13 protein-coding genes are annotated in these 13,180 nt (G+C 69.0%); 4 read left to right on the forward strand and 9 right to left on the reverse strand.

Translation table 11 applies throughout. The annotated features are described in order from the left end of the window. Nucleotides 1-133: 133 nt before the first annotated feature. From ttcA to BBJ41_RS13715, 3 genes are all read right to left on the reverse strand, one after another. Nucleotides 134-1,126: a tRNA 2-thiocytidine(32) synthetase TtcA gene (ttcA, locus tag BBJ41_RS13705; protein WP_069746841.1), complete on the reverse strand. Its 993-nt coding sequence runs from the start codon at nucleotides 1,124-1,126 to the stop codon at nucleotides 134-136. After that, nucleotides 1,123-1,527 carry a dihydroneopterin aldolase gene (locus BBJ41_RS13710; RefSeq protein WP_047899203.1) on the reverse strand — a complete coding sequence of 135 codons (405 nt, stop codon included), beginning with the start codon at nucleotides 1,525-1,527 and terminating at the stop codon, nucleotides 1,123-1,125. The genes ttcA and BBJ41_RS13710 overlap by 4 nt, the downstream gene beginning before the upstream one ends. A gap of 78 nt (nucleotides 1,528-1,605) precedes the next feature. Then, nucleotides 1,606-2,349 carry an SDR family oxidoreductase gene (locus BBJ41_RS13715; RefSeq protein WP_069746842.1) on the reverse strand — a complete coding sequence of 248 codons (744 nt, stop codon included), beginning with the start codon at nucleotides 2,347-2,349 and terminating at the stop codon, nucleotides 1,606-1,608. Nucleotides 2,350-2,362: 13 nt separating this feature from the next. Here BBJ41_RS13715 and BBJ41_RS13720 point away from each other — a divergent pair, with 13 nt between their 5' ends. Next, on the forward strand, nucleotides 2,363-3,559 hold the full coding sequence (locus BBJ41_RS13720; protein WP_069746843.1) for a class I SAM-dependent methyltransferase: 1,197 nt from the start codon (nucleotides 2,363-2,365) through the stop codon (nucleotides 3,557-3,559). Between the two features lie 12 nt (nucleotides 3,560-3,571). After that, a complete protein-coding gene (locus BBJ41_RS13725; protein ID WP_006484654.1) occupies nucleotides 3,572-3,766 on the forward strand; it encodes a DUF2905 domain-containing protein in 195 nt (64 codons plus the stop codon). 23 nt (nucleotides 3,767-3,789) lie between these two features. Here BBJ41_RS13725 and BBJ41_RS13730 read toward each other — a convergent pair whose 3' ends face one another. The 6 genes from BBJ41_RS13730 to BBJ41_RS13755 all read right to left on the reverse strand — a co-directional run bounded on the left by BBJ41_RS13730 (nucleotide 3,790) and on the right by BBJ41_RS13755 (nucleotide 10,925). Continuing rightward, nucleotides 3,790-4,011 (reverse strand): hypothetical protein, encoded by a 222-nt coding sequence (locus BBJ41_RS13730; RefSeq protein WP_069746844.1) that lies wholly within the window; start codon nucleotides 4,009-4,011, stop codon nucleotides 3,790-3,792. Nucleotides 4,012-4,164: 153 nt separating this feature from the next. Then, nucleotides 4,165-5,073: a carbohydrate kinase family protein gene (locus BBJ41_RS13735; RefSeq protein ID WP_069746845.1), complete on the reverse strand. Its 909-nt coding sequence runs from the start codon at nucleotides 5,071-5,073 to the stop codon at nucleotides 4,165-4,167. Next, nucleotides 5,070-6,350 carry an AGE family epimerase/isomerase gene (locus BBJ41_RS13740; RefSeq protein WP_069746846.1) on the reverse strand — a complete coding sequence of 427 codons (1,281 nt, stop codon included), beginning with the start codon at nucleotides 6,348-6,350 and terminating at the stop codon, nucleotides 5,070-5,072. The genes BBJ41_RS13735 and BBJ41_RS13740 overlap by 4 nt, the downstream gene beginning before the upstream one ends. Then, a complete protein-coding gene (locus BBJ41_RS13745; RefSeq protein WP_069746847.1) occupies nucleotides 6,347-7,366 on the reverse strand; it encodes a LacI family DNA-binding transcriptional regulator in 1,020 nt (339 codons plus the stop codon). Before BBJ41_RS13745 ends, BBJ41_RS13740 begins: the two co-directional genes overlap by 4 nt. A 369-nt stretch (nucleotides 7,367-7,735) precedes the next feature. Continuing rightward, nucleotides 7,736-9,574 (reverse strand): EAL domain-containing protein, encoded by a 1,839-nt coding sequence (locus BBJ41_RS13750; RefSeq protein WP_069746848.1) that lies wholly within the window; start codon nucleotides 9,572-9,574, stop codon nucleotides 7,736-7,738. A 319-nt stretch (nucleotides 9,575-9,893) separates the two neighbouring features. Continuing rightward, on the reverse strand, nucleotides 9,894-10,925 hold the full coding sequence (locus BBJ41_RS13755; RefSeq protein ID WP_069746849.1) for a bile acid:sodium symporter family protein: 1,032 nt from the start codon (nucleotides 10,923-10,925) through the stop codon (nucleotides 9,894-9,896). Between the two features lie 346 nt (nucleotides 10,926-11,271). Here BBJ41_RS13755 and BBJ41_RS13760 point away from each other — a divergent pair, with 346 nt between their 5' ends. Together BBJ41_RS13760 and BBJ41_RS13765 are read left to right on the forward strand one after the other, a co-directional pair. Then, nucleotides 11,272-11,757 carry a peptide-binding protein gene (locus BBJ41_RS13760; RefSeq protein WP_069747702.1) on the forward strand — a complete coding sequence of 162 codons (486 nt, stop codon included), beginning with the start codon at nucleotides 11,272-11,274 and terminating at the stop codon, nucleotides 11,755-11,757. A gap of 343 nt (nucleotides 11,758-12,100) precedes the next feature. Then, nucleotides 12,101-13,177: a porin gene (locus BBJ41_RS13765; protein WP_069746850.1), complete on the forward strand. Its 1,077-nt coding sequence runs from the start codon at nucleotides 12,101-12,103 to the stop codon at nucleotides 13,175-13,177. Nucleotides 13,178-13,180 lie beyond the last annotated feature (3 nt).

Below are 13,180 nucleotides of genomic sequence, written 5' to 3' on the forward strand. Positions count from 1 at the left end.
CGCCAGCTTGTCAGAAGAGTTCGAAGCCGTCCATTTTAGCATGCGGCCCCCGCCGCTCCGGGCCTGCCGCGGCGGGGCGGCAACGCCGGAAAGGGCGGCCGGCGCCCGGTTCCGGCGGGTACTCCGACCCTGTTTACAGGTCGTCGAACTGGACGATCGAGATCGGTTGGGCGCCGCCCGGCGCCGCCGCGTCGTCGCCCGACGCGCACGGCTCCTCGTCGAACGCGATGTCGCCTTGCGGATCGGCTTCGCCTGTCGCGCGCAGCGACGTGAACGGGAACAGCGTCGTGTCCATCAGGTGCGACGGCACGACCTTCGCGAGCGCGTTGAACATGTTCTCGACGCGGCCCGGGAAGCGCTTGTCCCAATCGCGGATCAGCGCCTTCATTTCCGCGCGCTTCAGGTTCGGCTGGCTGCCGCACAGGTTGCACGGGATGATCGGGAATTCGCGCAGTTCCGCGTATTTCTCGAGATCGGTTTCCTTCACGTACGCGAGCGGGCGGATCACGATGTTCTTGCCGTCGTCCGACTGCAGCTTCGGCGGCATTCCCTTCAGCTTGCCGCCGTAGAACATGTTGAGCAGCAAGGTCTGCACGATGTCGTCGCGGTGGTGGCCGAGCGCGATTTTGGTCGCGCCGAGCTCGCCGGCCACGCGGTACAGGATCCCGCGGCGCAGCCGCGAGCACAGCGAGCAGGTCGTCTTGCCTTCGGGCACGAGCCGCTTGACGATGCTGTAGGTGTCCTGGTTCTCGATGTGGAACGGCACGCCGACCTGCTTCAGGTATTCGGGCAGCACGTGCTCGGGGAAGCCCGGCTGCTTCTGGTCGAGGTTCACCGCGACGATGTCGAAATCGATCGGCGCGCGCTCGCGCAGGCGCAGCAGCACGTCGAGCATCGCGTAGCTGTCCTTGCCGCCCGACAGGCAGACCATCACCTTGTCGCCCTGTTCGATCATGTTGTAGTCGCCGATCGCCTGGCCGACCTGGCGCACGATCCGCTTGTACAGCTTGTTGTTCTCGTACGCTTCCTTCTGCTCGCGGCGCGTCAGCGCCTGGCGGCCGGCCGGGGCGGCGTCGTCGAGGGTGGCGGCATCGGCCGCCGTGTCATTCATGTGGGGGGCGTTCATGCGCGCTCCTCGTCCTTGATGCGAAAGACTTCGACGCCGACGGCGTCGCAGTCCGGATAGGCGTCCGGTTTCTCGGTACAGACGCGTACCGCGCGCACGGCATCGTGCGCCAGCAGGCGCGCGGCGATCGCGTCGCACAGCGTTTCCTGCAGGTGGATGTGGCCGCGCGCCACGCATTGCGCGACGCTCTGCTTCATCAGGTCGTAGTCGACGACTTCATGCAGCCGGTCGTCGACGGGGGTGGACAGCGCGAGCGGCACGAACAGGTCGACGTTGATGACGACGCGCTGCTCGCCGCGCTTCTCGTGTTCGAAGGCACCGATGTTGATGTGCACCTCGTAATCGCGCAGGTAGAGCCTGCGGCAATCCGCGAGGCGGGGGTGCAGGAGAGCGGAAAACATGGTCGTCCCAGTCAAATTGGCGTGCGTGCACGCAAAGCGGCGCGGGCGGCGGCAGTCAGGCCGCGCGATCCGCGCAGTTCATTCATTCGGGCCGGCGGCGGGCGGCACGAGGTGCTCGCCGCCGTCGACGGTCAGCGTCGCGCCCGTGACGCCGGGCGCGCTCGCGAGGTAGCAGGCGGCCGCCGCGATGTCGTCCGCGTGCGGCGCGTGGCCGCGCACGAGCGCCGCGACCCGCACTTTCGGCGCGAGCGCCAGCGCCAGCGCCGACGTCGCGCGGTTCAGCGCGGCCTGCATCAGCGCGTGCGACAACTGCTGCGGCGCCGGGTGAAACAGCGCCTGATCCAGCACGTGGATCGCGCACGCGCGCAGCGCTTCGTTCTCGCACGCGGCGTCGGGCGTCGCATCGGCGAGCGCGCGGGCCAGCGCGAGCGGCGCCGTCACGTTGCGCGCGAGGGCGCCGGCGAGCGACGTGCTGTCTATCGTATGCGCGTCGTCGGCGAGTGCACAGGCGCTCACGAACACCGCGCACGCGGGCCGGCCGAGCGCCGCGCCGCATGCGGCGACGAGCGCGGCTGCGTCGGCTTCCAGGGCCAGATCGGCGTCGAGCACGGCCGCGCGGCGGCCGAGCGCCGCGACTTCGGCGACGATCGCATCGGCGGCCGCGCGCGGCGCGCCCTGGCCGCGCTGCAGCGCGACGTCCCAGCCGCGCCGCGCAAAACCCGTCGCGAGCGCACGGCCGATCGACGCGGCGTCGGCCGCACTGCCCAGGGCGCCTGCGACGAGCACCACGCGCTGGGTCGACGTATCGGCTGAAACGGTCATTTACAATGCCGGGATGAACCCGAAAGCTCACGAACCCGCTAGTTTACCTGCTCCCGGCCCTGACGCGCTCGCGCAGTCCGAAACCCTCGCCGCGCAACTGCGCGACGAGATCGCGGCGGCCGGCGGCTGGCTGCCGTTCGACCGCTTCATGGAACGCGCGCTGTACGCGCCGGGCCTTGGCTATTACAGCGGCGGCGCGCGCAAGTTCGGGCGCCGCGCCGACGACGGCAGCGACTTCGTCACCGCCCCCGAGCTGTCGCCGCTGTTCGCGCAGACCCTCGCGCAGCCGGTCGCGGAAGCGCTCGCGGCGAGCGGCACGCGCCGCGTGATGGAGTTCGGCGCCGGCACGGGCAAGCTCGCGGCCGGGCTGCTCGGGGCGCTCGACGCGCTCGGCGCAGAACTCGACGAATACCTGATCGTCGACCTGTCCGGCGAACTGCGCGAACGGCAGCGCGACACGATCGCGGCCGACGCGCCCGCGCTCGCCGCGAAGGTGCGCTGGCTCGACGCGCTGCCCGAGCGGTTCGAGGGCGTCGTGGTCGGCAACGAGGTGCTCGACGCGATGCCCGTGCGGCTGTTCGCGAAGGCCGGTGGCGCGTGGCACGAGCGCGGCGTCGCGCTCGACGCGCGGCAGGCGTTCGTGTTCGACGACCGGCCGGCCGCGCCGGCCAGCCAGCCGCCGGTGCTCGCGGCGCTCGACGCCGATGTCGCCGACGGCTACGTGACCGAGACGCACGAGGCCGCGCTGGCCTTCACGCGCACCGTCTGCACGATGCTCGCGCGCGGCGCGGTGCTGCTGGTCGACTACGGTTTCCCCGCGCACGAGTACTACCATCCGCAGCGCGACCGCGGCACGCTGATGTGCCACTACCGCCACCACGCGCACGACGATCCGTTTCTGTACCCGGGCCTGCAGGACATCACCGCGCACGTCGAATTCACCGGCATCTACGACGCGGCCGTCGCCACCGGCGCCGACCTGCTCGGCTACACGTCGCAGGCGCGCTTCCTGCTGAACGCGGGCATCACCGATGCGCTGGCCGCGATCGATCCGTCCGATATCCGCGCGTTCCTGCCGGCCGCGAATGCGGTGCAGAAGCTGATCTCCGAGGCCGAGATGGGCGAGCTGTTCAAGGTGATCGCGTTCTCGCGCGGGATCGACGGCACGCTCGACGCGTTCGCCCGCGGCGACCGCTCGCACGCACTCTGATCGGAGCCTGAGATGCTGCGCTGGCTGATGGCGTCGTTCGTCGCGGTGATGATCCTGACGCGTTGCTGGCCGTGGCTCGGCAAGCTCGGCATCGGGCGGATGCCGGGCGACGTCACGCTGACGCTCGGCGGGCGGCGCTACCCGTTCCCGTTCATGTCGACGCTGGTGCTGACGATGCTGGTATCGATGGTGGCGCGGCTGCTCTGAGCCGCGCCGGAAAGGGGCGCGCGTTACAGCTCGATCTCGCCGAGGATCCGGTGCGCGAGCGCCTTCGCCTCGTCGAACGCTTCTTCCTCGCTGGGGCTCGTCGCGTGCACGTCGTAGCGGATGTTTTCGGTTTCGTCGCCGTCGTCGCGCGCGAGGATCACGTAACCCTGATACTGCCCGTTGGCCGCATGCTGGGTATGCGCCTTGGCCGTGTAGATGCCTTTCGTGAAGGTGTTGGTGTCCATCGTGCCTCTCCCGCAATAGGACATCCCATCGTAGCACTGCGGCGCAGCATGTACAGCGCGGCTTATCGGTGACGGAACGGCGCCTGGCCGGCGAGCGATCAACCTTCGATCACGCCTCGATCACGCCTCGATCACCCCTCGATCACGCCTCGATCACCCCTCGATCAACGCAACGACCTCGTCGAGCGTCGGCGCGTGCGCGCCCGTGTGGCGGCACGCGGCGGCGCCCGCCGCGAGCGCGAACGCGAGATGTTCGCGCCACGATCGCTGCGGTGCAGCCATCAGGCTGAACAGCATGCCGCCGATCGACGCGTCGCCCGCGCCGACGGTGTCGGCGACCTCGATGCGTGGCGGGCTGGCTTCGTATACGTCGTCGTCCGCATAGAGCGTCGCGGCCTGCGCGCCGCGCGTGACGAACACGGCCGCGCGCGGGTTCAGCGCGCGCACCGCCGCGATCGCGTCGGGGCCGTCGCCGCCGAACAGGTGCCGCAGATCCTCGTCGGACACCTTGATCAGATCGGCGAGGCCGGCCATTTTCTCAAGCGTCGGCCGGAACGCGGCCGTCATCAGGTTCCGGACGTTCGGATCGAAGCTGATCTTCACGCCGCGCGCGTGCAGGTCCGCTGCGAGCGCGACCAGCGTGCCCGCGAGCGGTTCGCGCACGAGGCTGATGCAGCCGAAATGCGCCCATTTCACGTGGTCGGCCCAGCCGGCCGGCAGCCGCGCGGGATCGAACGCGAGATCGGCGCTCGCTTCGCCGATGAAGAAATACGCGGGCGGGCGCGTCTCGTGGACGATCGCGAGCAGCGGCGGCCGCGCGACGCGCTGCAGGAAGCGCAGGTCGAGCCCGGCCGCCTCGCTCGTGCGCCACAGCACGTCGGAGAAGCAGTCCTCGCCGATCGAACCCGCGAGCGCGCTCGGCACGCCGAGCCGCGCGACCGCGCGCGCGACGTTCCAGCCGGCGCCGCCCGGCACCGACGTCCACTGCGCGTCGCCCGCGCGCACCATGTCGGTCAGGATGTCGCCCGCCGAGACGAAAGCCGGAAACGAACCGCCGCTCATTGGGTCGGCTCGCTGCGCGACGTGCGCGCAAGGGTTGCCAGCACGTCGTAGCACGCGCCCATCGTGTGATAGTCGGTCTTGCCGGCCGGGCTCTTCTCGTCGCTGTACTTGCGGTTGTCGCAGGTGAGGATCCGGTACCACGCGCCGTAGCGGTGATCGACGAAATGCGCCCAGCTGTAGCGCCAGATCTCGTCGTACCAGTCCCAGAAGCGTTCGCTGCCGGTGCGCGCGCCGAGCATCGCGGCCGCCGCGAAGGTTTCCGCCTGCACCCAGAAATACTTGTTGTGGTCGCAGATCGTGAAATCGGGGCCGAAGCCGTAGTACAGGCCGCCGTGATCGGCGTCCCACGCGTGCGTGAGCGCCGCGTCGAACAGCTCGGCTGCGCGCGGCACGAGCCAGTCGAGCGGGCGGTGCCGTTCGAGGATCAGCAGCAGCTTCGCCCATTCGGTCTGGTGCCCGGGCTGGAAGCCCCACGGACGGAAGATGTTCGAGCTGTCTTCCTTGTTGTAGTCCCAGTCGACCGACCAGTCCGCGTGGTAGTGCTCCCAGACGAGCCCGCCCGACAGCGCGGCCTGGCGCTGCGTGACGTGGGTCGCGACTTTCTCTGCGCGATCGAGGTACGTGAGGTGGCCGGTCGCCTCGTAGGCCGCGAGCAGCGCCTCCGTCATGTGCATGTTCGCGTTCTGGCCGCGGTACGACGACACGATCCAGTTCGGAGTCGCGTCGTCCGCGTAAAGGCCTGCGGCCGCGTCCCAGAAGCGGTGCTCGGCCAGCTCGTAGGTGGCCGCGATCAGCGGGCGCGCCTCGTCGATGCCGGCCATCGTCGCGTGCGCGGCCGCGAGCAGCACGAACGCGAGCCCGTAGCAGTGGCGCGTGCCGTCGAGCGTTTCGCGTTTCGCGCCATCGCGCCAGTCGAGTTCCCAGTCGTAGCCCTGCAGTGCGTCGTCCCAGTGCGCGTCGCGCAGGAAGCGCAGCCCGTGGCGCGCGTACTCCAGGTGACGCGGGTCGCCGAAATGCCGGTACGCCATCGAATAGTTGAAGACGAACCGGCAGGTGCTGACGAGGTGCCGCGACGTGCGGTTGTAGATGCTGCCGTCGTCGCGGAAGTAGTGATAGAAGCCGCCGGTGGGATCGAACGCGTTCGTCGCGTAGAAGCGCAGCGTGTCTTCGATGTGCGACAGCAGGAACGACGGATCGCGGAAACTCGCGACGAACGGCGTGGCTGGCGCATGGGCGGCCGGCGCGGCCGTGCAGGGTTGGACCGGGGGCATGTTCATGATTCGGTGACCGTGGCGGTATCGAGTGCCGGGGAGCCGGCGGGCTGGCTGCTGGCCCGCACGATCAGCTCGACGGGCAGGGAGATCTCGGTGCGCTCGGGCGCTTCGGCGAGCAGCAGCTCGACGCCGCGGCGGCCGAGCGCTTCCTTGTCGACCGCGAGCGTCGTGAGCGGCGGGCTCGCGTGCGCGGCGGCCGGGATGTTGTCGAAGCCGACGATCGCGATGTCGTCAGGAATCCGCAGGCCGCGCGCGGTGCACACGCGCTGCGCGGCCAGTGCGGCGGCGTCGTTGTACGCGAAGACGGCCTCGGGGCGCGGGCCCGGCGCGTCGAGCAGTTGCTCCATCGCGCGCGAGGCGCCCGTGTCGGGGTCGAGCCCGGCGTCGATCGTCACTTCGTATGCGGGATCGAACAGCCGCCCCGCCTCGAAGAACGCGCGCCGGTAGCCGATCGCGCGCTGCGCGATGCTGTAGTGCGCGGGCGAGCCGCCGATGAATGCGATCCGCGAGCGGCCGGTGGCGAGCAGGTGGCGCATCGCGAGTGCCGCGCCCGTCGCGTTGTCGATGTTGACCGAGCGCAGCCCCGGCGCCCACAGGTCGATCAGCACGAGCGGCCGGCCGGTCGCGGCGAGCGCTTCGATCGTCTCCGGCTCGATGAAGCCGGCGACCGCGATCGCGTCGGGCGCGTGCGGGCGCATCTGGCGCAGCACGTCGTCGTTCGGGCCGACCGTGAGCAGCGTCGGCACGATGCCGCGCTCGCGGCATGCGTCCTCGACGCCGTGCAGCACGTGCGAGAAGAACGGGCTCGCGGGAAAGCGGTTGTGCTGGCGGTGCAGCAGGAAGGTGAGCCGGCGGATGCGCGGCCGCAACTGCGCGGGATCGTAGCCGAGCCGCTGCGCGATCTCGACGATGCGCGCACGCGTTGCTTCCGACAGGCCCGGCTGGTTTTTCAGCGCGCGGGAGACGGTGCCGATCGAGACCTCTGCCGCCCGCGCCACATCGCGAATGGTGGTGCCCATCGTTCGGGGTCCGGTTTGTTTAGGGTGAAAGCGATTGTATAGTAAAACACATCGTGGAATTCGGGCCGGATAGCCGGGGAATACCCGGAAATTACCGGTTTTTAAGCGCTAATCTGCGAAAACGACGTTACTAAAAATACTAAACAAAACGCGAAAAAGGCAAGGTGGCCGTGCAGGTGTCGGGCGGCGCGTGCTGCCGACGGGAAATGGACCGAACGCCGCCCGGTTTCGCGCGTTCACGCGAGGTGTCCGGCAGCCTGCACGGGCAGGCCGGAAGCCGGTGTGCCGTGATCCGGGCGGGCGGCTGGCGGGCGTTCGCAGTCGTCGCGCGGCGTGTGGCGGTATCCGCGAACGCTCGCCGTGTGCCGTTCAGCCTGCCGCGACGGTCGGCGGTTCGCCGCGATTGCGCAGCGCCGCGCGGCCTGCGTCGAGATCGACGACCGCGAGCCCGTCCGGCTGCTGTTTCGCGCGCCGCTTCGCGAGCGCCGCGACCGACGCGATCTCGTCGCTGCCGTAGCGTTGCGCGCCGTGCGCGCCGGCCGGCACGCCGACCGCGCCGATCGCCATCGTCACGAAGCCGAAGAACGCCGGGTTGCCGTGGCGGTCCTCGCCGTGCAGCCCGCCGGCCTCCCGGTCGGCCTGCGTGTAGAAGTGCTGCGCGCCGTCGTTGAAGCGCGCGATCGCGTCGGTCGCACGCGCGTGCCAGTCGTCGCGCTGGAACAGCACGAGGAAATCGTCGCCGCCGACGTGCCCCAGAAAATCGCGCTGCGGATCGCACACGCCGGCCAGCACCGTCGCGGCGAACTTCAGCACCTCGTCGCCCTGCCAGTAGCCGTACTGGTCGTTGAACGGCTTGAACTGGTTCAGGTCGACGTAGCACGCGTGAAAGCCGGCGTCGCGCTGGAGCAGGCGGTCGATGTGCGCGCTGATCGGGATGTTGCCGGGCAGGAACGTCAGCGGATTCGCGTAGCGCGCGGCTTCGATGCGCATCTCCGTCACCGCGCGCACGAGGCTTTCGCCGGTGCCGAGCCCGAGATAGCGGCCGTGTTCGGTGATCACGAAGCCGTCCGCGAGATAGCGCTGGTCGTGGCTCGCGAGCAGCATCGCGAGCTGCTCGAACGTCGTCGCGTTGTCGATCATCAGCGGCGCGTCGTTCGCGAACTGCAGGCACGGCTTCTTGCCGAACACCTCGCGGTGATACGGCAGCGCGAAGCGGTCGATGAAGCCGCGGCGATTCACGAGCGCGACGGGCCGCCCGCGTTCGACGAGCGCGACCGCATGCAGGTCCGGCATCCGGTTGAACAGGTCGAGCACGTCGTTGCTGGTCGCGTCGCGCGGTAGCGCCGGCGCGGCGACGAGCATCTTCGCGGCGATCGTGCCGGCCGGCCGCACGGTGCGCGTCGCGCCGGGAAACACCGCGATGTGCGGCGCGCGGATCGCATCGCGCGCGGCCGGCGCGACGACTCGCGACGGCTGCGCATTCGGCCGGCCGAGCAGGAAGCCCTGCACGCAGCAGATGCCCATGTCGCGCACGACGATCAGGTCGCATTCGTTCTCGATGCCTTCCGCGATCAGCTGCGCGCCGCTCGCCTGCGCGAAGTGCTGCATCGCCTTCACGGCCTCGAACTTCAGCGGGTCGCGCGCGATGTCGTGGATGAAGAAGCGGTCGATCTTCACGACGTCGGGGTGCAGGCGCAGCCACAGGTTCATGCTCGCGTTCGCGGTGCCGTAGTCGTCGAGCGCGAACTGGATGCCGGCATCGCGCAGCGACGCGACCGCCGGCCCGATGTGCGCGACGTCCGGCATCGTGTTCTGCTCGGTCAGCTCGATCACGATGCGCTCGGCGCCGACTTGCGCGCGGCCGAGCAACTGGCGCGCGCGGTCGCGTTCGCGTGCGAGCTGCAGGATCGTGCCGGCGCTGAAATTGAGGAACAGCTTGCCGTCGCAGCCGAGTGCCGCGAACGCATCGAGGCAGGTGAGCGCTGCGGCCTGTTCGAGCGCGATGGTTTCGCCTTCGCGCGCGGCCTGCGCGAACAGCGCGGCGGGCGGCTCGAGGTCGGTGCCGCGCGGGCCGCGGATCAACCCCTCGTAACCGACGACCGTTCCCGACCCCAGATCGACGATCGGCTGGAAGACGGCGGCGAGCGCGCGATCCGCGATCAGGCGCGTGGTGCTGGCGACAGCGGAATCGGAGTGAGGCGCGGGCATGGGCGAGGGCAGCCGAATCGACGGGACGTCCGGCTTAACGGCACCGCTCGCGGAGAATTCAATGAAGATTTGGTGACGCGATGGGCGTTGGTGGTGCATCGCGCCGGTGGGCGCATTGGTGCGCCGTTCGGAGGGGGCGGGAAGGCGGGAAGGCGGGAAGGCGGGAAGGCGGGAAGGCGGGAAGGCGGGAAGGCGGGAAGGCGGAAGGCGGAAGGCGGAAGGCGGAAGGCGGAAGGCGGAAGGCGGAAGGCGGAAGGCGGGAGGCGAAAGGCGGAGTGGCGGAAAGCCGCCACCCGGCGTCCGCCACGCCCCTCGTTCGTCAGCGCTTGCCCGCGCTCAGCGCGCCGGGCGCCGCTGTCGCGCTGCCTTCGTCACCCTCGCCGCTCATGTCGCGCGCCCCCCAGCGCTGGGCGAGCGCTGCACACGCCATCAGCTGGATCTGGTGGAACAGCATCAGCGGCAGCACGATCGCGCCCACCGCGTTCGCCGAGAAGATCACCTTCGCCATCGGCACGCCGGCCGCGAGGCTCTTCTTCGACCCGCAGAAGATGATCGTGATCTGGTCGGCGCGGTTGAAGCCGAGCCGCTTGCTGACGAACGCGGTCAGCAGCAGCGCGATCGCGAGCAGCACGAGGTTGACGACGAGCAGGCCGCCGAGCGCGCGCGCCGGGATCTGGTGCCAGAGGCCCTCGTTGACGGCCTCGCTGAACGCGACGTAGACGACGAGCAGGATCGAACCCTGGTCGACGAAGCGCAGCACGCCGCGATTGCGTTCGATCCAGCCGCCGATCACGGGCCGCAGCAACTGGCCGGCGACGAACGGCACGAGCAGCTGCATCACGATGCTGCCGACGGTGCTCCACGGCGACGCGGCAGCGGCCGACTGCGACGTGATCATCAGCCCGACGAGCGCCGGCGTGACGAAGATCCCGAGCAGGCTCGACGCGGATGCCGCGCACACGGCGGCCGGCACGTTGCCCTTCGCGATCGACGTGAAGGCGATCGACGACTGGACCGTCGACGGCAGCGTGCACAGGAACAGCACGCCCGCATACAGCGTCGGCGTGACGAGCGGCTGCAGCACGGGTTTCAGCGCGAGGCCGAGCAGCGGAAACAGCGCGAACGTGCTGAGCAGCACGACCGCGTGCAGCCGCCAGTGGGTCGCACCTGCGACCACGGCTTCGCGCGACAGCTTCGCGCCGTGCAGGAAGAACAGCAGGCCGACGGCGATGTTGGTCGCCCAGTTGAACGCGTGGGCGGCCGGGCCGCGGCACGGCAGGAAGCTCGCGAGCACAACGGTGCCGACGAGCGCGAGCGTGAAGTTGTCGGGAAGAAAACGGGGACGGGCCATCGGGAACTCGATTCGGAAACGACGGAGGCGCGCGTCGCGCGCGCGGATCGCGACATTGTCCCGGTTGGCTATTCACTACACAAATTCATTGTGGGAATCGATTGATGAATTGATTGCATGCAACAACGATCGTCATCGGCGCCCGGCAATGCGCAAAACGGCAGAAGAATGTTCTGCCTCGATTGCACCCTGAAGTGAAAAAACCTAGCAGTAACATGGTGTTACACCGATGCCGGCGACCTAACACTTTTTGGCTCGACACACTTTCGGGCCGCTCATAAATTACTGCTGAAAGCCTTGCGTCGGTCGAAAGCGGCCGCCGACAGGCGTGAACAGGCACGAAACGATGACGGAACGGGTGAAACGGAAGATCGGACGATGGGTGGCGGGCGTGCTCGGCGCGCTGCTGATGCCGCTCGCGCTCGCCCAGCCGCCACACGGCGGTCACGGTTTCGGCGGCCACGGTTTCGGTGGCGGCGACATGCGCGCGTACGGCCAGCCGGCCGGCGGCGCGCCCGTCTGGCGCCGCGTTCCGCCTCCGGCAGGCGCGCGTGCCGGAGGCGTGAGCGGCTACGGCTCGCGCTGGGGGCTGCGGCCGACGCCGTCCTACGGCCACTACGCCGCGCAAAACCCGTATCGCCCGATCAGCGCCGACGCGCGCCAGATGCCGCGCCCGCCGGGCGGCGGCGGCAACGTGCCGTTGCGCGCCGGTTCGATCCGCGCCGACGTCGCGCGCTACAACGAGGAGCGCGGTGGCCGTCCGATGCCGCCGCCCCGCTCGCAGGAAGAGCCTGCGCACTCGCCGTTTTTCTCCCCGTTCTACCGAAACTGAGCGCCCGCGCGTTCGTCCCCTCTGCTGCTGATGCGAATTCGCAACAGTTGGCCACATAATTCCGCTGATTTTCCCGCCGCATTGCGCTATCTTTCGCGCCCGGCTCGCGTGTGCCACGCCGCCGTCCCGTCGCGCTGTCGCCTCCGCGCGGGGCCGCCGTGTGTATCCGGCCATGTATCGATTCCGCGAAGTTAATGCTGGCGCTATACCAGCAATAAGTGTGCGCATTTTTGACCGGACGAATGATCCGTAAAGATGGCTGCGCCCCACACGACGCAAGCTATCGGCTCCAAAAACAACGCTCGCGCCACTTATCGACAATTCGACAAAACCTGGAGATCCCATGAAAGCATTTGCTCGCCGTGCGTCGCGCACGTCCGTCAAGCTGATCACAGCCGCCGCCTGCGTGGCCGCTGCCGCACCCGTTTATGCGCAATCGAGCGTGTCGCTCTACGGTCAGGTCGACGAATGGGTCGGCGCCACCAAGTTCCCCGGCGGCAATCGCGCATGGAACGTGTCGGGCGGCGGGATGTCGACGTCGTACTGGGGCCTGCACGGCGCCGAGGATCTCGGCAGCGGGTACAAGGCGATCTTCACGCTGGAAAGCTTCTTCCGTGCGCAGAACGGTCAGTTCGGCCGCTTCCAGGGCGACACCTTCTTCGCGCGCAACGCGTACGTCGGCATCAGCTCGCCGTACGGCACGGTGACGGCAGGCCGCCTGACGACGCACCTGTTCCTGTCGACGATCCTGTTCAACCCGTTCTACGACTCGTACACCTTCTCGCCGATGGTGTACCACGTGTTCCTCGGCCTCGGCACGTTCCCGACCTATCCGAGCGACCAGGGTGCGGTCGGCGATTCGGGCTGGAACAACGCGCTGTCGTACACGTCGCCGTCGTTCGGTGGCCTGAATTTCGGCGCGATGTACGCGCTCGGCAACCAGGCCGGCGACAACCGTTCGAAGAAGTGGAGCGCGCAGTTCAACTATGCGAACGGCCCGTTCGCGGCGACCGCCATGTATCAGTACGTGAACTTCAACAACGGCCCGCAGGACCTGAGCGCGCTCGTCACCGGCATGAAGAGCCAGGGCATCGCGCTCGTCGGCGCGACCTACGACCTGAAGCTCGTGAAGCTGTTCGGCCAGTACATGTATACGAAGAATGACCAGGTCGCGGGCAGCTGGCACGTGAACACCGCGCAGGGCGGCGTGTCGGTGCCGCTCGGCGTGGGCAACGCGATGGCGTCGTACGCATACTCGCGCGACGCGGGCGGCCTCGACCAGACGCGCCAGACCTGGGCCGTCGGCTACGACTATCCGCTGTCCAAGCGCACGGACGTCTACGCTGCGTACATGAACGATCACATCAGCGGCCTGTCGAGCGGCAACACGTTCGGCGCAGGTATCCGCGCGAAGTTCTGACGC

Origin of the sequence: Burkholderia stabilis (genome assembly GCF_001742165.1) — a bacterium.
In the GTDB taxonomy this organism is placed as follows: domain Bacteria; phylum Pseudomonadota; class Gammaproteobacteria; order Burkholderiales; family Burkholderiaceae; genus Burkholderia; species Burkholderia stabilis.